The organism is Treponema denticola ATCC 35405, from assembly GCF_000008185.1.
GTDB lineage: Bacteria > Spirochaetota > Spirochaetia > Treponematales > Treponemataceae > Treponema_B > Treponema_B denticola.
This window is the reverse complement of record NC_002967.9, coordinates 2,227,894-2,246,828: the sequence shown is the minus strand read 5'-3', so window position 1 is coordinate 2,246,828 and position 18,935 is coordinate 2,227,894. Positions and strand designations below refer to the sequence as shown.

Annotated in this window: 15 protein-coding genes; 11 read left to right on the top strand and 4 right to left on the bottom strand. The window is 40.9% G+C overall.

Annotated features, from left to right (window positions below; all coding sequences use genetic code 11):
- Positions 1-104: 104 nt before the first annotated feature.
- The 3 genes from TDE_RS10435 to TDE_RS10425 all read left to right on the top strand — a co-directional run bounded on the left by TDE_RS10435 (position 105) and on the right by TDE_RS10425 (position 4,164).
- Positions 105-1,373 (top strand): aconitase X, encoded by a 1,269-nt coding sequence (locus TDE_RS10435; RefSeq protein ID WP_002680050.1) that lies wholly within the window; start codon positions 105-107, stop codon positions 1,371-1,373.
- 1 nt (position 1,374) lies between these two features.
- Positions 1,375-1,818, top strand: a complete 444-nt coding sequence (locus tag TDE_RS10430; RefSeq protein WP_002680049.1) for an aconitase X swivel domain-containing protein — start codon at positions 1,375-1,377, stop codon at positions 1,816-1,818.
- A 72-nt stretch (positions 1,819-1,890) separates the two neighbouring features.
- Positions 1,891-4,164 carry an FAD-dependent oxidoreductase gene (locus tag TDE_RS10425; RefSeq protein WP_002680048.1) on the top strand — a complete coding sequence of 758 codons (2,274 nt, stop codon included), beginning with the start codon at positions 1,891-1,893 and terminating at the stop codon, positions 4,162-4,164.
- Between the two features lie 54 nt (positions 4,165-4,218).
- Here the strand turns inward: TDE_RS10425 and TDE_RS10420 are convergent, their stop codons facing one another.
- Complete coding sequence (locus tag TDE_RS10420; protein ID WP_002675647.1) at positions 4,219-5,520, bottom strand: Na+/H+ antiporter family protein; 1,302 nt, start codon at positions 5,518-5,520, stop codon at positions 4,219-4,221.
- A 229-nt stretch (positions 5,521-5,749) separates the two neighbouring features.
- Between TDE_RS10420 and TDE_RS13305 the strand changes: the two genes are divergently transcribed.
- Both TDE_RS13305 and TDE_RS10415 read left to right on the top strand, forming a co-directional pair.
- Positions 5,750-5,896 carry a hypothetical protein gene (locus TDE_RS13305; RefSeq protein WP_002680047.1) on the top strand — a complete coding sequence of 49 codons (147 nt, stop codon included), beginning with the start codon at positions 5,750-5,752 and terminating at the stop codon, positions 5,894-5,896.
- 26 nt (positions 5,897-5,922) lie between these two features.
- Positions 5,923-7,113 carry a Na+/H+ antiporter NhaC family protein gene (locus TDE_RS10415; protein WP_002680045.1) on the top strand — a complete coding sequence of 397 codons (1,191 nt, stop codon included), beginning with the start codon at positions 5,923-5,925 and terminating at the stop codon, positions 7,111-7,113.
- A 51-nt stretch (positions 7,114-7,164) separates the two neighbouring features.
- On the opposite strand, the gene TDE_RS10410 is transcribed toward TDE_RS10415, so the two are convergent.
- On the bottom strand, positions 7,165-8,055 hold the full coding sequence (locus tag TDE_RS10410) for a DMT family transporter (RefSeq protein ID WP_002680043.1): 891 nt from the start codon (positions 8,053-8,055) through the stop codon (positions 7,165-7,167).
- A gap of 228 nt (positions 8,056-8,283) precedes the next feature.
- Between TDE_RS10410 and megL the strand changes: the two genes are divergently transcribed.
- From megL to TDE_RS10390, 4 genes are all read left to right on the top strand, one after another.
- Positions 8,284-9,489, top strand: coding sequence for a methionine gamma-lyase (gene megL / locus TDE_RS10405; RefSeq protein WP_002674490.1), 1,206 nt, complete (start codon positions 8,284-8,286; stop codon positions 9,487-9,489).
- A 69-nt stretch (positions 9,490-9,558) separates the two neighbouring features.
- Positions 9,559-10,263: an aspartate/glutamate racemase family protein gene (locus TDE_RS10400; protein WP_164920606.1), complete on the top strand. Its 705-nt coding sequence runs from the start codon at positions 9,559-9,561 to the stop codon at positions 10,261-10,263.
- Positions 10,232-13,837, top strand: a complete 3,606-nt coding sequence (nifJ, locus tag TDE_RS10395) for a pyruvate:ferredoxin (flavodoxin) oxidoreductase (protein ID WP_010957178.1) — start codon at positions 10,232-10,234, stop codon at positions 13,835-13,837. Before TDE_RS10400 ends, nifJ begins: the two co-directional genes overlap by 32 nt.
- A gap of 254 nt (positions 13,838-14,091) precedes the next feature.
- A complete protein-coding gene (locus TDE_RS10390; protein ID WP_010957176.1) occupies positions 14,092-14,856 on the top strand; it encodes an Rpn family recombination-promoting nuclease/putative transposase in 765 nt (254 codons plus the stop codon).
- Between the two features lies 1 nt (position 14,857).
- Here TDE_RS10390 and TDE_RS10385 read toward each other — a convergent pair whose 3' ends face one another.
- Entirely contained in the window at positions 14,858-15,568 is a 711-nt protein-coding gene (locus TDE_RS10385) for an RluA family pseudouridine synthase (protein ID WP_002680039.1), read from the bottom strand.
- A 138-nt stretch (positions 15,569-15,706) separates the two neighbouring features.
- On the opposite strand from TDE_RS10385, the gene TDE_RS10380 reads away from it, so the two are divergent.
- Together TDE_RS10380 and TDE_RS10375 are read left to right on the top strand one after the other, a co-directional pair.
- Positions 15,707-16,894, top strand: coding sequence for a glycine C-acetyltransferase (locus tag TDE_RS10380; RefSeq protein ID WP_002680038.1), 1,188 nt, complete (start codon positions 15,707-15,709; stop codon positions 16,892-16,894).
- Between the two features lie 84 nt (positions 16,895-16,978).
- Positions 16,979-17,476, top strand: a complete 498-nt coding sequence (locus TDE_RS10375; RefSeq protein ID WP_002674498.1) for a deoxycytidylate deaminase — start codon at positions 16,979-16,981, stop codon at positions 17,474-17,476.
- Between the two features lie 33 nt (positions 17,477-17,509).
- Here the strand turns inward: TDE_RS10375 and TDE_RS10370 are convergent, their stop codons facing one another.
- Complete coding sequence (locus TDE_RS10370) at positions 17,510-18,928, bottom strand: threonine synthase (RefSeq protein WP_002680037.1); 1,419 nt, start codon at positions 18,926-18,928, stop codon at positions 17,510-17,512.
- Positions 18,929-18,935: the final 7 nt, after the last annotated feature.

Genomic DNA, 18,935 nt, shown 5'->3' with positions numbered 1-18,935 from the left:
TTCTTTTTGTATTCAAGGCGGCGCGATATTTTAAAAAAATAAATTTACCTTCTGCAAAAACTATGATATAATTGTTTGTATTAATTATGCGATAGGAGATGAGTATGCAACTGACACGGGAACAAGAAGAAATTTTAAACGGTTCTCAAGGAGAGATGCAGGCTAAGGTTTTAAAAACCTTGGTCATGTACGGTGAAGCCTTTGGTGCAGAAAGGCTTGTTAAGGTTACGGGAAAATACGGACATCTTGTTACAAGTTTCGGTATAGGAGTTATGAAACCGGTCTATAAATTGATGGATGAGCTTCTCCAATCCGAAGCTGTTTCAGGGATTCCCTTTACTGTGGATCCCCGTCCGCTTGATGATGTAGTGCCCAAAAGTTTTTTGGAACGCCTTGTTTTCCATTTTATGTACAGCAAACAGGAAGAGTATGAAAAGCAGCTTAAAGCTATGGGCCTTCTTTCGGATGATGCTTATACCTGTACCTGTTATTTTGATGAGGTAGGGAACACACCTAAAAAAGGAGAAATCTTAAGCTGGGCAGAATCCTCAGCCGTTAATTATGCAAACTCGGTATTGGGAGCGATGTGTAACCGCAATTCGGGTATCATCGAAATGTTCGGACTGATTGCGGGCTGGGTACCGGAGTTCGGCCTATTGACCGATGAGGGGCGTAAGGCCGATTTAATTGTCGAGGTTGAAACCGAGACTCTGCCTGAAGCCCAACTTTTGGGAAGTGCAATAGGAATAAAAGCTGTTGAAAATGTGCCTTATATTAAAGGCTTGGATAGGTTTTTGGGCCGTGAGCTAAATGATGAGGTAAAGGCCTACTTTAAGGATATGGGAGCTGCAATGGCATCAAACGGAGCCGTCGGTTTATACCATGTCGAAAACCTGACGCCTGAAGCAAAAGAATCGGGGGCTTCTTTAATCCGTAAAGATGCGGAAGTCTATACAATTACAGAATCCGAGCTTTTGAGGATAAGGTCTTCATATCCTGATATTAGAAAAAACAAAAATGCCCCTCCTGGACTTTGCTTTATAGGCTGTCCTCACCTGTCTAAAGAACAGCTTATTAAATGGACAGGCATTATAGAACAAAAGTTAAAACAAAATAAAAAATCAAAAATTTCGATACCGACGGTTATGACCTCGCCGCGGGGCGTTTTAAAGGAATTTTCCAAAACCGAGGAGTATAAAAAATTAAAATCTTTCGGTCTTCTTTTTTCGGAAACCTGTCCCCTCATGTATATGAATAACCCGCTTTGTGCAAAAAAATCGGTTATCACAAATTCCAATAAGCTTAGAACCTATACTACGGCCGTTTATTATAAGGACGATGAAATAGCCGATCTAATTACGGGAGGATTTTAATATGAAAACATTTAAAGGAAGAGTAATTGTTCCGGGAACAGTATCGGCAGAAGCTCTGGTAAGTTCTCAAGGTTTTAATACCCTTGCAAGCTTTCAAAAAGCTTTGATGTTCGGGGATAAGAAAGCTCATTGTTCCGATCAAAATAATCTGGACCTATATAAAAAGGAAATAGCAGGGAAGGCTCTTTGTCTCCCGCAGACTATAGGCTCAACTACGGGGGGAATGGTTATATTCTGTGCCGCTTCGATGGGGCGCCAGCCTGCCTGTATGCTTTTTTCGGAGCCGATAGATTCCTTGGCCGCAGCGGGCGTAATCCTTGCAGCAAACTTTACCGATAACAGTATTCCTACAGTCGATAATTTGGGAAAGGAATTTTTAGCAGCGGTCAAAAGCGGAAGCAGGGTTCAAGTTAAAGAAAACGGTGAAGTCATAATAGAAGACTAAAGGGCATCTCTAAAAATCCAACAAGATTTTTAGAGATGCCCCTAGAGTATAAAAAATATTTCGGAGGAAAGAATGAAATTTGATACTGAAGTAAAAAAGATGGTGGATTCTTACGGCGGATGGATGGAAGGCGATTTTGAAAACAGGGCAGGGGGAACAGGCCGCATGACTAAGGCTCTTTATCCCTATACCCAATTGTTTTCACCTATTTTAATCAACAAAACAAAAATTAAAAACCGTGTTGTAATGGGGCCTATGGGAAACATAAATATGTGTGAAGAATCGGGCAGGCCCAACAAAAAAATGCTTGAATACTTTTTTGCGAGAGCCGAGGGCGGTGTCGGTCTATTGACAACCGGCCTTGTCCCCATAAGTCACGGAATAGATCACTCGGTAACGGAACCTCATAATTATTCTTATTTTCCGCGTATAGACGGAACTAGAACCAACCTTGTAGGCTGGAGGGATCTGGCTCAGGGCTGCCATGCTTTCGGAAGTAAGATATTTATTCAGTTGACACCGGGACTGGGACGTGTTGGAAATCCCCAATGTCTTTTAACCAAGTTTAGATTTCCCGTATCGGCTTCAAATAATCCCAACTTTTATATTTCCGAAATTCCCAGCTTGCGTCTTTCGGGCCGAGCTTTAGGAAAAATTATAAAAAATGCAGGACAGGCTGCCGCCGATGCCAAGGAATGCGGTCTTGACGGAGTATATCTTCACGGCCATGAAGGCTATCTTCTTGAACAATTAACCAACCCTGCCTTTAACCGCCGTAAAATCGGAAAATATGCCGACTGGCAAAGATTCGGGCTTGATATTGTAAAAGAGATAAGAAGCAGGGCCGGTGCCGATTATCCTATAATGTACCGCATTGACCTTTCTCTGGCTCTTAACGAGACCTACGGGGAAGAAGGTATGAAGGTCAGGCAGCTTAAAAAATTTAAAAACGGAAGAACAATACAAGAAACCCTTGACTATATGAAAAATCTTGTAAAATGCGGTGTAGATATTTTTGACGTAGATCTGGGATGTTATGATAACTGGTGGCTCCCTCATCCTCCCGGAGGAATGCCTGCCGGCTGTTTTCTCGGAGTTTCCAAAATAGTAAAAGACTATTTTGCTTTCAATAATATTATATCCAATGCCGGAGTTCCCGTTCCTGTGGTAGCTGTCGGAAAATTAGGTTATCCCGATGTCGCAGAAGCTGCTTTAAGAAACGGAGACTGCGATATGGTTATGCTTGCCCGCCCATTGTTGGCCGATGCTGCATGGTGTAATAAGGCCTATGCAGGCAAGGTAGAAGATATCCGCCCCTGTATCGGGTGTCAGGAGGGTTGTATCAACGAATTTGTTTTAGGAGGCCATCCTCAATGTGCCGTAAACCCGCGCACCGGTTTTGAAGATGTGCTTTCCTTTGATGCACCTGAGGCAGAGGTTAAAAAGAATATCGGCGTTATAGGAGCAGGGCCCGCAGGTATTGTGTTTGCCCTTAAGGCAGCAAAGAGGGGCCATAATGTAGAACTTTTTGAAAAAACGGATCGTATCGGCGGCAGCGTAATTACCGGAAGTGTGCCTAAAATTAAATACGATTTTGAAAACTATTTAAATTATCTTCAAACAAAGGTAGAAAAGGCCAAGGCCATGCCTAACTTTAAACTTTTTTTAAACACGGAAGTTGATCTCAATTTGCTAAAAAACAAAAAATTCGATGCATTGGTTTTTGCATACGGCGGTAAGCCGATTTCTATTTCCGTACCCGGATCTGAAAAGATAAAGACGATTCAGGCCGCAGACCTTCTTTTAAATCCTAAGGAAGCGGAAGATGCTAAAAAGGTTGTTATAATAGGCGGAGGTGTTGTAGGATGTGAAACTGCCTATTGGCTTAAATACGAGCACAAAAAAGATGTTACGGTAGTAGAAATGCTTCCTTATTTTATGAAGGGAGTTTGTACGGCTAATAGGGGCTACCTTATCTACTATATGCAAAAGGCCGGTGTTAAACTTTTAAATTGTGCAAAGCTTATAGGGCTTGATTCGGGAAAAGCTATTGTAGAGCAAAACATTTCAAAAGGCGTGCCTAATCCCTATAATACTTGGCAGCCTATCTTGCCCGAAAACATACCTAATCCGCTTGCAAAAAAAATAGGCAATGAAACCAAAAAGATTGAGCTGGAGACCGACTTAATAGTCTTTGCCGTTGGAAATAAAACCGATGACAATCTTTATTTTTCTGCCCAAGTTGCAAACATAGTCCCCGAAATTTACAATATAGGAGACAGCTCATTCACGGGAAAAGTTTTGGAAGCAACTCGTGCTGCCGAAAGATTGGCAGTAGGAATCTAGTTTTTGTACCTATAAAGAAAAAGCCCCCGCCGGTTTAGACGGGGGTGTTTAATTTTACAAGAACATTGCTGCAATCGTAGCGAATATCATAAGAGGAATATTATAATGCAGGAATGTCGGAACACAGGTGTCCCAGATGTGGTCATGCTGACCGTCGGCATTCAAGCCGGCAGTCGGGCCCAAAGTAGAATCGGAAGCGGGAGAACCTGCATCGCCTAACGCACCTGCCGTGCCGAGAAGACAGGCTATGGCCATGGGGCTGAATCCGAGCTTCATACCAAGCGGAACATATATTGTTGCAATTACGGGAATGGTGCCGAAGGAAGTTCCTATACCCATTGTAATACCAAGTCCGATTAAGAGCATTATAATGGCACCGAGGAGTTTGCTTCCTCCTATAAGATTGGCACTGGAGACAACAAGGGCGTCTACCGCTTTTGTAGCCTTAATTACTTCTGCGAAGCCTGCGGCCACGAGCATGACAAAGGCGATAAAGCCCATCAGCTTAATACCTTCTGCCATAGTTTGATCCGCATCTTTTACTTTTATAACACGGGTAACAAGTAATACCAAAATACCGACAAGACCGCCTAAGGGCATAGAACCGGAGAGAATCTGTGTTACAAAGGCGGCTGCAATCGCTAAAAGAGTAAACCATTCACGTGAAGTAAATTTTATGTTTTTAACTTCATTTTCGGCCTTTATGTCCGCTTCTACCGTTTTGTATTCACGGGGTTTTCTGTAGGAAAAGAAAACCGCAATAAAAAGACCTAAAATCATTCCGGCACCGGGAAGAGCCATAGCCTTCCATACATCCATTTTATTGAATTGAAGTCCGTTTTGTGTCATAGAATCCGAAATAATTCCGTGGAAAATAAGACCGAAACCTGCAGGAAAAGCGACATAGGGCCACTTAACCGAGAAGGTTAATCCGCAGGCCATAGCACGTCTGTCGAGCTTCATTTTGTTCATTACAACCAAAAGGGGAGGGATTAAAATCGGAATATAGGCTATATGAACCGGAATTGCGTTTTGCGAAAAACAACCTATAAATGCAATGATAAGCACGAACAGGGCTTTTTTATTTTTAAGCCATTTTTGTAATTTTACCGCTAAAAGTTCAACTATAGAAGTTGAAGTAATGGCTGCGGCCAAAGTTCCCAGCAAGATATACGATAATGCCGTTTCGGCATTGCCTCCCATTCCCGAAATAAGAATGCTTATCGTGTTTTGAAGTCCCAAACCTCCAATAATCCCTCCTACGATACCGGAAATCATAATTGCGATTAAGATGTTAATCTTAAGTAAGCACAGTACCATCATAACAATGACGGCAATAACAACAGGATTGAACATACACACCTCCGTTTTTTATGCAATTTATAACAATTGCAGTATAACTTAAAAATACTAGCATGAAATATTTTATCTGTCAACATTTTTAAATTGACACTTTTTGAAATTAAAAAGTTTATCTTATTTTCTTGACAATAGGTATAACCTATGCGATAATTTAGTAACGCAAAATATATAGACTATTAAACTGCTTATATATTTTAAGTAAAACTTTTATGGAGGAGATTTTATGGAAAAATCTAAGTTTAAACCGAATGGGTTTGCTCTTGTTCCCTTTCTTATCTTTGTTGTCGTTTATCTGGGAATAGGTGTAACTCTTGTAGCAAAAGGCGATCCTATGGGATTTTACGGCTTTAAGGGGGCCCTGTTGCCGTAATTGTAGGTATTATAGCAGCCTTTTTAATGCACAAGGGTTCAATCGATGAAAAATTCGATGCTCTGGTCAAAGGTTGCGGAGATGCAAATATCATTACTATGTGTATCATCTATATTTTAGCCGGAGCTTTTTCGGTTGTTTCAAAGCAGATGGGCGGTGTCGATTCTACGGTAAATTTGGGTTTAACCCTAATACCGCCGAATTTTGTTACAGCGGGCCTTTTTATTATCTGCTGTTTTTTATCTATTGCAACCGGAACAAGTGTCGGTACTATTGCTGCCGTAGGTCCTATCGCCGTAGGTTTTGCAGAAAAAGCAGGTATTTCAATGCCGCTTATGATAGCTTCAATGGTAGGCGGAGCCATGTTCGGCGATAACCTTTCGATTATTTCGGATACTACAATTGCGGCTACAAGAACACAAAATGTTGATATGAGGGATAAATTCAGAGTTAATATTGCATTAGCCTTACCTGCTGCACTTTTAACTGTCATACTCCTATTAATCTTCGGAATGCCCTCTGTTACTCCTCAGATTGAGTCTTTGGAATTTAATATCATAAAAGTGTTGCCCTACGTATTTGTATTGGTTGCGGCTATCGCAGGTCTTAACGTATTTGCAGTTCTTTTAGGAGGAATCCTTTTCTCCGGTATCATAGGAATGGCTTACGGTGCCTTTGATGCTCTACAGTGGACAAATCATATGTATGACGGCTTTAACGGAATGTTCGAAATATTCTTGCTTTCAATGCTGACCGGAGGTCTTGCCTATATGGTAAGTCAGGCAGGCGGTATGGAATGGCTTTTACAAAAAATAAAGGGTATGGTAAAGGGTAAAAAATCCGCAGAACTAGGTATAGGTGCTTTAACCCTTCTTACCGATGCGGCAACTGCAAATAATACCGTTGCAATTATTATCGACGGCCCTATCGCAAAAGAAATGTGCGAAGAATTTAAGGTTGACCCTCGTAGATCTGCCTCTCTTCTTGATGCCTTCTCTTGTGTAATGCAGGGATTAATTCCTTACGGTGCCCAGCTTTTAATAGCCTGTTCCTTTACAAATGGGCTTGTAAATCCTGTAGGCCTTATTCCCTTATTGTGGTACCAGCTTTTACTGGCCTTGTTCTTAACTCTTTCAATATTCTTCCCCTTTGCCAACGGATATATTAAAAAACATCCTTGGAATTTTGAAGAATGGAAAGCTGTTAAAGCAAAATAAGTTCTTGTGATTTTTCCCAAGGTTCGAATAAAACTTGAACCTTGGGATTTTTTATTTATCGGCAGCTTTCTTTTGTTCACCTTTTAGGGCAAATACTATAATGCTTGCTATGATTATTGTCCCTCCTATCGCAGTTCCTGTATTGAAAGTTTCGCCTAGGGCAAGATAGCTTAAAATACTTGCAATCAAGGGGTTAAAAAAAAGAAAATTTGTAATATCGCTTGTTTTTTCGGCAATTTCTATTCCCTTATTAAAGAAAAAATAGCCTAAGGCGCTTGTAAAAATTCCTAAGTATAAAAGGCTTCCTATGTATTTAAAGCCGGCAGAAGAGAGTTCCTTATAGCCGTCAATACAAAATGGCGACAAGATAGCAGCTGCACAAATCATACTATAGGTTACGATTTCTATTGAAGTATAGCCCATTTTTGCAAGTTTTCGGCTTAAAATATTGTATCCGCAAAAGGAAATAGCTGCCGACATAGTCCATAAAATGCCTATGTTTACCGATAAAATTCCCTTCCATAAAATAATAACTAAAACTCCGCAAAAAGCCGTCAAAATAGAGAACCAGCCTGCATTGCTTATTTTTTCACTGTAAATAACGGAAGCTGCTGCAGCGGTCATTATGGGAGTAGTAGCGATTATGATGCTTGAGGTTGCAGCTGTGATTGTTCTAATGCCCATATTAAAAAAGATAAGATATAGGGCAAAACCTAGCGCTCCCGACAAAAAGAATAATCCTATGTGTTTAAGTTTAAAGGGAGCTCTAATTTTATTAAACCTTCCCATAATTAAAAGAACAAGACTTGCCAAAAAGCATCTTAAAAAGCCCAAGGCTTCAGGCCCGAAATGTGTTAAAGCAAATCTTGAAAACGGAAAAGAGGAACCAAAAAAAACAATTGCAGTAATAGCGGATAAATATGATTTTATTTTATTGGACATAATTTCTTCCTAAATTTTAATATGGATTTTTGTCTAAAGCTATGATATAATAAAATAATAATGAAATCAAGTATGAGTGTTATAGTTAAATTTTATTTATTGAATAGTTTATTTTATTTGTTTTTTTTGCTTTCTGTTGTTTTTAACTTTTTCGATTTTTACGCTTGCGTTAATAAAATAAATGCCTTATAATATTCTTAGTAGTGAATATTTCATTTGGAGGAAGATATGAATAGAAAAGAATTGGAAAAGTTGGGATTTGCTTCAAAACAGATTCACGCAGGAAGCATTAAGAACAAGTACGGTGCTTTAGCTACACCTATTTATCAAACTTCAACATTTGCATTTGATTCGGCAGAACAAGGCGGCAGAAGATTTGCCTTAGAGGAAGAAGGTTATATCTACACCCGTTTAGGTAACCCTACGACTACGGTTGTTGAAGAAAAACTTGCCTGCCTTGAAAACGGGGAAGCCTGTATGTCCGCGAGCTCCGGTATAGGTGCCGTTACCTCATGCATTTGGTCAATTGTAAATGCAGGAGACCATATCGTTGCCGGAAAGACTCTTTACGGCTGTACATTTGCGTTTTTAAATCACGGTCTGTCACGATTCGGTGTTGATGTAACCTTCGTTGATACCCGTGATCCTGAAAACGTTAAAAAAGCTTTAAAACCGAATACAAAAATCGTTTATTTGGAAACGCCAGCCAACCCGAACATGTATCTTTGCGACATTGCAGCAGTAAGTAAAATTGCCCATGCTCATAATCCCGAATGTAAGGTAATAGTAGATAATACTTATATGACTCCCTATCTTCAAAGGCCTCTTGATTTAGGTGCAGACGTCGTTCTTCATTCTGCAACAAAATACCTAAACGGCCATGGAGACGTTATTGCAGGTTTTGTTGTCGGGAAAAAAGAATTCATCGATCAGGTACGCTTTGTAGGTGTTAAGGATATGACAGGTTCTACATTAGGTCCATTTGAAGCTTACTTAATAGGCCGAGGTATGAAGACCCTCGATATCCGAATGGAAAAGCACTGCGCCAATGCTCAAAAAGTTGCAGAGTTCTTGGAAAAACATCCGGCAGTTGAGTCCATCGCCTTCCCCGGTCTTAAATCCTTCCCGCAATATGAGCTTGCAAAAAAACAGATGAAACTTTGCGGAGCTATGATTGCCTTTACCGTTAAGGGCGGATTGGAAGCCGGTAAAACCCTTATAAACTCGGTTAAATTTGCAACCATTGCAGTAAGCTTAGGCGATGCCGAAACCCTTATTCAGCATCCTGCAAGTATGACCCACTCTCCGTATACCCCTGAAGAAAGAGCCGCTTCGGATATTGCCGAAGGTTTGGTACGTCTTTCTGTCGGTCTTGAAGATGCGGAAGATATTATTGCCGATTTAAAACAAGCCTTGGATAAACTTGTTAAATAAATCTTAAGAACACCTCTAAAAGCTTTTTTAGAGGTGCTCATTCATTAAAAATTATGGAGGATCTTGTTTTTGAAAGCGGCCGTATTTGCCGGAACTACGGTGGATACCCGAATGGGGGTTGAACTTCTGGAAAGAAGAGACATAGAAGCTCTTGCAATTCCTATTTCAAGCACCTGTGAGGAACAGTCACAATTACAATATTTTTCGCAAGAAGCCCTTGAAAACCTTTTTATAAAAAACTCGAATGAGGCTATAAAAAAGGGAGCGGATATTATTGTTATATATTGCAATTCTTTAAGCTCTGCCATCGATTATGAAAAAATACAAAGACTTTTAAATATTCAAATTTTTAGTCCGCTTGATACATATAAAAAATTAACTGACGATTGTAAAAACATTGCTATCCTGGCTGCAAACGGATTAGCTGCATATACAATCGACAAAATTATTCAAAAATATAACCGAGAAAAAAATACCATTCCCATAGGGAATATGAGTATAGTGCAGCTCATCGAAAATGGCCTTCCTCCGGCTGAAATAATAAAACTTTTAAACCTTAAAGGTTTTTTGTCCTATCTTGAAAATATTGAGATAAACGACTATAAAATAGACAGCCTGATGTTAGGCTGCACCCATTTTCCATATATAAAAAATGAACTTCAAAAACACACCTCAATTAGAATTGTAGACCCGGCAGAAAAAATGCTGGAAACAATATTACATACCAAGGAGAAAAAAGAGTATGCAAAAAAAAACTCAAACAATGACCGGTAATAATGCGGCTTCTTATGTAGCCTATGCCTTTACCGATGTAGCCGCCATTTATCCGATTACGCCCTCTTCAGATATGGCCGAGCTTGTTGACTCATGGGCAGCCAACGGAAGAAAAAATATTTTCGGTCAAACCGTTCTTGTTTCGGAACTGGAGTCCGAGGCGGGAGCAGCAGGTTCAATGCACGGAGCCCTTTCTGCCGGTGCCCTGGCTTCAAGCTTTACGGCCAGTCAGGGACTTTTACTTATGATACCCAATATGTATAAGATGTCCGGTGAGCTTTTACCGGGTGTTTTACATGTGTCGGCGAGAGCTCTTTCGGCTCACGCCCTTTCTATTTTCGGCGATCATCAGGACGTTATGGCTTGCCGCCAAACGGGTTTCGGTATGCTCGCTTCCGGTTCGGTACAGGAAATTATAGACCTCGGCGGTATTGCCCACCTTGCAGCGATAAAGGGCCGAATCCCCTTCCTTCACTTTTTTGACGGCTTTAGAACCAGCCATGAACTTCAAAATGTCGAGCTCATCGAGTATGAAGACTTTGCAAAGATGCTTGATTGGAAGTCCTTAAACGATTGGCGTACCACGGCAATGAATCCGGAGCATCCATTTACCAAAGGAACAGCCCAAAACCCCGATGTTTATTTTCAGGCGGCAGAAGCCTCCAATAAATTCTATACCGATGTTGTAGAAATAGTTGCCGATTATATGAAGCAGATTTCGGCCTTGACGGGAAGAACTTACCGCCCCTTTGACTATCATGGAGCTCCCGATGCCGAACGCGTAATTATAGCCATGGGTTCTATAACCGAGACGGCCGAAGAAACCGTTGACTATCTTGTTTCCAAGGGAGAAAAGGTGGGCCTTATAAAGGTAAGACTTTACCGTCCTTTCTCGCCCAAATACCTTTTTGATGTAATGCCCAAGACGGTTAAAAGGATTGCCGTTCTTGACCGAACAAAAGAGAAGGGCTCTCTTTACGAACCCCTCCATTTGGACATACTCGGCGCATACATTGATGTGCCCAATAAACCTCTGATAGTGGGCGGAAGATACGGGCTTGCTTCTAAGGATACGACTCCCTCAATGGTAAAATCAGTATTCGACAATCTTAAAGCCGATGCTCCTAAAAACAATTTTACCGTAGGAATCGAAGACGATATAACCAATTTGAGCCTCCCCGTTTTGGAGGAAATTAAGACCGAACCCGCAGGAACAATCAGATGTAAATTCTGGGGCTTCGGCTCTGACGGAACCGTCGGAGCAAATAAGAGTGCTATCAAGATTATCGGCGACAGCACCGGTATGTATGCCCAAGCCTATTTTGCTTATGACAGTAAAAAATCGGGAGGCGTAACCATTTCTCACCTCCGCTTTGGAAAGCAGCCGATAAAATCCACATATCTTATAAGCGATGCCGACTTTATTTCCTGTTCAAAGCAGTCCTATGTTCATCAATACGATTTATTGAAGGGCTTAAAAAAAGGCGGAACCTTCCTGCTTAACTGCCTCTGGTCTGACGAAGAATTGGAAGCCAACCTTCCGGGAGAAATGAAGCGTTTTATTGCAAAAAATGAGATAAAATTTTATACAATCAATGCTACAGGTATTGCTCAGGAAATCGGTCTCGGCGGAAGAATCAATATGATTATGCAGTCTGCCTTTTTTAAACTTGCAGAAATTATTCCCATTGAAGAAGCCGTTGACAGCTTAAAAAAATCCATAGTCAGGGATTACGGTAAAAAAGGTGAAGACATAGTAAATATGAACTATGCCGCAGTAGAAAAGGGTGTAAATTCTCTTCACAAGGTTGCCGTTCCTGCCGCTTGGGCAAATGCGGAGGATTCACAGGTTTGCAATTCTCATCTTCCGCCCTATGTACGCAATGTACTTATCCCTATTAACAGACAGGAAGGCGATGCTCTAAAGGTGAGCACCTTTAAAGGTGTTGAAGACGGCCGAATGCCTAACTGTACCAGCCGATACGAAAAGCGTGGTGTTGCAGTTGAAGTTCCGCATTGGATAAAGGAAAATTGTATTCAGTGTAACCAGTGTTCTTTTGTATGTCCTCATGCTACAATCCGCCCCTTCCTTCTTAATGAAAAAGAAAGGGCTGCTAAACCTGAAGGCTTTGAAACTATAAAGGCCAACGGAAAAGGCCTTGAAGGGCTTGAGTACAGGATGCAGGTTTCGGTTATGGATTGTACAGGCTGTTCGAACTGTGCAAATATTTGTCCTGCAAAGAATAAGGCCCTTGTTATGAAGCCCTTGGCTGAAGAAGAAGCTCAAAGCAAAAACTGGGATTATGCAGTTGATAATGTTTCTACAAAGCATGGTCTTATGGATCAGTTCTCCGTTAAGGGAAGCCAGTTTAAACAGCCTCTCTTGGAATTCCACGGAGCTTGTGCAGGCTGCGGCGAAACTGCCTATGCAACCCTTGTTACCCGTCTTTTCGGAGACCGCATGATGATAGCAAACGCTTCCGGTTGTTCTTCGATATGGGGCGGCTCGTATCCCACTGCCGGCTTTACCTATAACGAAAAAGGAAAGGGTCCCACTTGGGCTAGCTCCCTTTTTGAGGACAATGCAAACTACGGCTACGGAATGGCCCTCGGTACCCGTAAGTTGAGGGAACAGGCCGAAGACTATATGAAGAAATTTATTGAGCTCAATGTCGGAACTGATTTTACTCCTCTCTTTAAAGAATGGATTGAAAACAAAAAAGATGTTGAAGCCAATACCCTAACATGCGATAAGATTAAGACTCTCTTTGATGCTCATCAGCCGCCTAGAAATACGGCTGTAAAGAATACCGAGGCCGCCGATTATCTTCCGGTTCCAGAAAGCCATACCTTCAAATATGATACGGGAAATATTGAAGCTGACAGGCTCTTGGAATATATCTACAAGCTGAAGGACTTTATCGTCAAAAAGAGTGTCTGGTCCTTCGGAGGAGACGGCTGGGCTTACGACATCGGTTACGGCGGTCTTGACCACACCATGGCCTCGGGCGAAGACTTTAATATCCTCGTATTCGATACGGAAGTTTATTCCAATACAGGAGGTCAGTCCTCAAAGTCGACGCCGACGGCAGCTGTCGCCAAATTTGCGGCAGGCGGAAAGCGAATCCGCAAAAAGGATTTGGGTGCAATGCTTATGACCTACGGCTATGTCTATGTAGCTCAGGTTGCCATAGGTTCCAATATGAGCCAATTTGTAAAGGCTGTAAAAGAAGCCGAAAGCTATGACGGACCTTCGATTGTTATCTGTTATGCTCCCTGTATCAACCACGGACTCCGCTCAGGAATGAGTAGAAGTGTAGAGCAGGAGAAAAAGGCTGTTGAAGCAGGCTATTGGCACCTATACCGCTTTGATCCCCGTTTAAAAGCCGAAGGCAAAAATCCCTTCCAGCTTGACAGCAAGGAACCGGGCGCTTCATTCCAAGACTTTATCAACTCCGAAGTCCGCTATACTTCGCTTAAAAAGACCTTCCCCGATGTTGCGGAAGTCTTATTTAAGCGTGCCGAGGAAGATGCTAAGGAGAGGTATAATAGGTATAAGCGTATGGCTGAATAGCTTTTATACAGGCGGGCGATTACGTTGTCGCAGCATAAAAATTAAAAAATTAGATGACAGGCGGACATCCTTTTCTTACCGGAACCGGATGTCCGCTTTTTTTGATATTTCGATTGTTTTTTGTGAAAGCTTATTTTAGCTTTACTGTCTTTTAACTAAAAACCATAGAATTTTTTTGAAAATTTACTCTTTTTTTCAAATAATAACTATAAATATAATGAGGAGGGTGAATGGAAAAAATTAGGAGAACACAAATGGTAAAAAAGTTTGAAGATTTAACATTTACAGACGATTTTATGTTCTGTAAAACTATGCAAAATCCGAGGCTATGCAAAAAACTTATTGAAATGATATTATCAGATACAATAGGCAAAATTGCATATATCTCGATACAGCATAATATTAACACTTACGAACAGGCAAAATCCGTACGATTTGATGTTTTGGTACAGGCAGAAAACGGTAAATTATACGATGTAGAAATGCAGGTAAGCAATGAGAGGAATATTCCTAAACGTATGCGGTTTTACCAAGCTGCCATAGATATTTCTTTTTTGGACAAAGGCAATTCCTATAATAGCTTAAACGACAGTTTTATAATTTTTATCTGCACCTTTGATGCCATAGGCAAAAATAGGTCTGTTTATACCTTTGAAAATCTTTGTATAGAGGACAAAAACACCTCTTTACAAGACGGCATACGAAAGGTTATAATAAATGCAGAGGCCTTTAATAACACTCAAGACAAAGAATTAAAAGAATTTTTAGAATACCTTAAAACAGGGAAAGCGACAAATGAATTTACAAGGGAGATAGAAACTATGATACAAGCAGTAAAAAATAATGAGCAGGCAAGGCAAGAATACAGGTTAATGTCTACTTTTGAAATGGACGCTAGGGAGAAAGGGGCTTATGACAAAAGCATAGAAACAGCAAAACTTATGAAACTAAAAAACTTTGATATAGCTTTAATTAAAGAAATAACCGGTCTTCCTGAATCCGAAATTGAAAAACTCTAATTTACTCTTCAAGCTCTTTTGCTTTTAAGCAGACTTCGATGCAGGCTGACCATAGAGTGTCGGGAGAGGGGGGTAGGGCTGAAATTTCTATTCGTTTTTTGCTTTCGGGATGTTCGAATTTTAGGGACTGGGCGTGGAGCCTGATCCCGCCGGATTTTTCGGTACGCGCAAAGCCGTATTTGATGTCTCCCTTTATGGGCATACCCAAATGAGAAAGCTGAATACGGATTTGATGGGTGCGGCCTGTTTCGGGGAATATGCGTAAAAAATTATAGTTGTCGCCAATCCCTGCAAGCTGCCAATAAAGAGATGCCTTTTTTCCTCTTTGCCTTGATTCCGTTACAAAAGCTTTTTGTATTTTGGTATTGAATTCAAGATAGTTTTCGCAAAATTCTTTTTTATAAAGAACGGGAGTTGTGTCGCTTATTTTCGAATCGGCCGCCGATTTTAGTTCTTCTATTTTTTTACAGATTGCCCAATATTCTTTTTTTATCTTTTTTTCTTTAAAAAGATTATTTAGTTTTGTGTGCATCGCAGGAGAAAAAGCTATAAGAACTAAACCGCTGACAGGTTTATCCAATCGGTTTACAGCCTCGGCATATTTTTTTTCGCTAAAGGCCTTTTTAAAAAAGACTTGAGAATTGTCCCCGCAGTTTTTTAAAACTACTGCAAAAAAATTGTCCTCAAATAAAATTCTTACTTCATTGTGCATTTTAAAATCCCAAGTTTTGTCGGCGGATTATACAATAATTTACGGCTCTTGACAATATCGCTAAAAAGATAAATAATGTCTCAGTCTTAAAGTCCACTTAATCTTTAAGAATTTTAAACATTTTATTAGGGGGAAACTATGTCGAATATCCATGATATGGAGTTTTTACAAAAAAAAGTTCAAGAATTAAAAGAGCAGGGTTTATACAAAGAGCTTGTTACTCTTGAAGGGCCGAGCGATGCGGAATGTGTTATTAACGGAAAAAAGGTTATAAACCTTTCATCCAACAACTATTTAGGCTTTGCAAATCATCCGAGGCTTAAAAAGGCCGCTATTGAGGCTATCGAAAAATACGGAGCCGGAGCCGGAGCCGTACGGCCCATCATCGGTAATATGAAGATACATGATGACTTGGAAAAACTTTTAGCCGAATTTAAAAGAGAGGAGGCCGTTTTAGCTTTCCAGTCAGGTTTTAACTGTAATGCAGGCGTTATTCAGGCTCTTACGGATAAGGGTGACTTAATCATTTCGGATCAGCTGAACCACGCTTCAATCATCGACGGTACCCGCCTTTCAAAGGCCGATAAGGCAGTCTTCCAGCACTCCGATATGGCCGACCTTGAAAGAGTTTTAAAAGAAAAAAGAAATAACTATAACAACGTTTTGATTATAACCGACGGCGTTTTCTCAATGGACGGAGATATAGCCAAACTCCCCGAAATCGTTGCTCTTGCCGAAAAATATAATTGTCTTACATATGTCGACGATGCTCACTCAAGCGGTGTTTTAGGAGAAAGCGGACGCGGAACAGTAGACCACTTTAAGCTTCACGGAAGAGTTGATGTTGCAATGGGAACCCTTTCAAAGGCTATCGGTGTTGTAGGCGGTTATGTTGCAGGAAAAAAAGTAACTATCGACTGGCTTAAAAACAGAGGTCGCCCCTTCTTATTCTCAACCGGTCTTCCTCCTGCAGCCGTAGGAGCTGCTATTGAAGCCGTTAAGATGCTCATGGAATCAACCGAATATACTGACAAGCTTTGGGCAAACGCCAAGCACTTTAAAGAAGGCTTAGGAAAGCTCGGCTACAATATCGGTCACAGCGAGACGCCGATTACCCCGATTATTATCGGAGATGAAGCCAAGACCTTGGAATTCTCGAAAAAGCTTTTTGAAAACGGCTTATTCTCAGGCCCCATCGTATTCCCCACAGTTCCCAAGGGAACAGGCCGAGTCCGATGTATGGTTACTGCAGGCCACACCACGGAGCAGCTTGATAGGGCTGTAAAAATCTGTGAAAAAGTCGGCAAAGAAATGGGAATTATTTAATCCTATTTTTTAAGATAAAAAGCACCGATTTGAAAATATCGAACCGGTGCTTTCTTTGAATTTTGTAGATAAGGAAGGTGATTTATGGTTGACACAAAGGAAAAATATAAGCGCCCATCCTGGGACGAATATTTTATGGATGTTTGCCGGGCTATTGCAAAGAGGGCAACCTGCGACCGCGGAAGATCAGGTTGTGTTATTGCTCGCGATCACCAAATTCTTGTTACCGGCTATGTAGGAGCTCCTACCGGTCTTCCTCACTGTGATGATGTAGGACACCAATTTAAAAAACTTCAGCATGAGGACGGAAGTGTTACCCAACACTGTGTCCGCACCGTCCATGCAGAACAAAACGCTATCTGCCAGGCAGCAAAGCGAGGCATAAGCATTGACGGGGCAACCCTTTACTGCAAGATGACTCCCTGCCGAACCTGTGCTATGCTCATCATAAACTGTGGGATCGTAAGAGTCGTAGCCGAAAAACGCTATCATGACTCGGCCGACACAATCGAAATGTTTAAAAAGGCCGGTATAATCCTAGAGCATATTTCCGATTCTTTAGAAGAATACAAGGGTCAATAGAGAAAATCAGCGATTTGTTTGAATCTTTGTCTTTTAGTGGGACAAAGCCCATTCTTTAAACATTGAGTAATCGGGCAGGATATTAACCGCTTTTAAAAGCCGATATTGTAAACTTTCAAGTTTATCGGGTAAAGACGGCGGCCTGCCAATGGCCGGTTTCATAATTTCGGGGAACTTTGCAGGATGAGAGGTTTGTAGAACTATTCCCACCATACTGCTTCTGTGAATTGCAGATGCCCATGTTTCAATATTTGCATATTTTAAAGGTATCCCCGGGTCCTCATCATTTTCTGATGTTTTTCTCTTTAATGAATTCAGTGCCCCATTATAGACATCCTGCCAGGCTGTCCAAGCCATAGCACCGTAAGGATCTATTATATAGCCTGTTCTTTCATTACATGTTCTTACGGAAGATATTGTTCCCATACCGTCAAGCCAATAAGGAATTATAAGTCTTCTAAGTTCTTCAACATCGTAAATTTGAAGCATCCGCTTAAAGTTGATTGTATTGGGAATATCCAGAGCCGGCGTATTGGTTTTTATTGCCGTTCTTTTTTTTAAATCTCCGGCTGTGAGCCAATCCGAAAGAGCATGATTTTCGTTTTCGGTCGAAATAAGCCCTTTGATCGGGGTTCCCATTTTTTTTGCAATCAGGGCTGCCGTAAGGGCCGAAAAACTTCCTGACGGTATTGAAGTTATGATTGAAGGATTTTCAATTTTGTTATCGTAATCGCTGCGGTATAATACGGTTAAGGCTGCATAGACAAAAAAAGCAACTTGAGGTAAAAGGGGCGCTATGTTTAAGGCTCCTCCTGAAACAAGTTTTAGTTTTTTCAATAAATCTTCATCTTTGAGTGCTTTATCCACAAGATTTTCACAATCTTCAAAGGATCCTTCCACACAAATCGGATATACATTTTTAGGCATTGAAGAAAGAAAGTTTTCCTGTATTTCCGTTAAGGAGTCCTTGGGGTATAAAAGAAGGGCATTAACTCTCTTCACTTGGGAAACGGCTGATGCAATGGCACAAGCTCTTTCGCCGGAGGCCGGTACAATGAGGTTAATATCTCCGTCTTCGTCTTTATTAAAGTACTCTAAAAGATAGGCTAAAAAGCCTGATCCTATGTCCTTATAGTTACAGGTGGGCCCGTGAAAAAGCTCCAAAACATAGGTTGTCGGCGCTATCGGGTTTATCGGGAGCCTGTGAGGATAAAATTGAGCTATTATAGACATTAGATCGTCTTCAGGAATTTCATCGCCGCAAAAGTTTTTTATAATTTCAAAGCATATATCCCTAAAAGAAGAAGGGGGATTTCGATAAATCATTGCCGGACTTATTTTTCCGAGCTCCGCCGGCATAAAAACTCCCCCCGTTTCAGAGTTAAAACCTCTTAGCACAGCTTCTTTAAAAGAGACCAGTATATTTTTATTGGCTATATCGTAAAATTTCATCCCTACT

Excerpts from the sequence above, each read along its gene's own strand:
- TDE_RS10435 (WP_002680050.1), top strand. The coding sequence starts at position 105 with ATGCAACTGACACGGGAACAAGAAGAAATTTTAAACGGTTCTCAAGGA.
- TDE_RS10430 (WP_002680049.1), top strand. The coding sequence starts at position 1,375 with ATGAAAACATTTAAAGGAAGAGTAATTGTTCCGGGAACAGTATCGGCA.
- TDE_RS10425 (WP_002680048.1), top strand. The coding sequence starts at position 1,891 with ATGAAATTTGATACTGAAGTAAAAAAGATGGTGGATTCTTACGGCGGA.
- TDE_RS10420 (WP_002675647.1), bottom strand. The coding sequence starts at position 5,520 with ATGTTCAATCCTGTTGTTATTGCCGTCATTGTTATGATGGTACTGTGC.
- TDE_RS13305 (WP_002680047.1), top strand. The coding sequence starts at position 5,750 with ATGGAAAAATCTAAGTTTAAACCGAATGGGTTTGCTCTTGTTCCCTTT.
- TDE_RS10415 (WP_002680045.1), top strand. The coding sequence starts at position 5,923 with ATGCACAAGGGTTCAATCGATGAAAAATTCGATGCTCTGGTCAAAGGT.
- TDE_RS10410 (WP_002680043.1), bottom strand. The coding sequence starts at position 8,055 with ATGTCCAATAAAATAAAATCATATTTATCCGCTATTACTGCAATTGTT.
- megL (WP_002674490.1), top strand. The coding sequence starts at position 8,284 with ATGAATAGAAAAGAATTGGAAAAGTTGGGATTTGCTTCAAAACAGATT.
- nifJ (WP_010957178.1), top strand. The coding sequence starts at position 10,232 with ATGCAAAAAAAAACTCAAACAATGACCGGTAATAATGCGGCTTCTTAT.
- TDE_RS10390 (WP_010957176.1), top strand. The coding sequence starts at position 14,092 with ATGGTAAAAAAGTTTGAAGATTTAACATTTACAGACGATTTTATGTTC.
- TDE_RS10385 (WP_002680039.1), bottom strand. The coding sequence starts at position 15,568 with ATGCACAATGAAGTAAGAATTTTATTTGAGGACAATTTTTTTGCAGTA.
- TDE_RS10380 (WP_002680038.1), top strand. The coding sequence starts at position 15,707 with ATGTCGAATATCCATGATATGGAGTTTTTACAAAAAAAAGTTCAAGAA.
- TDE_RS10375 (WP_002674498.1), top strand. The coding sequence starts at position 16,979 with ATGGTTGACACAAAGGAAAAATATAAGCGCCCATCCTGGGACGAATAT.
- TDE_RS10370 (WP_002680037.1), bottom strand. The coding sequence starts at position 18,928 with ATGAAATTTTACGATATAGCCAATAAAAATATACTGGTCTCTTTTAAA.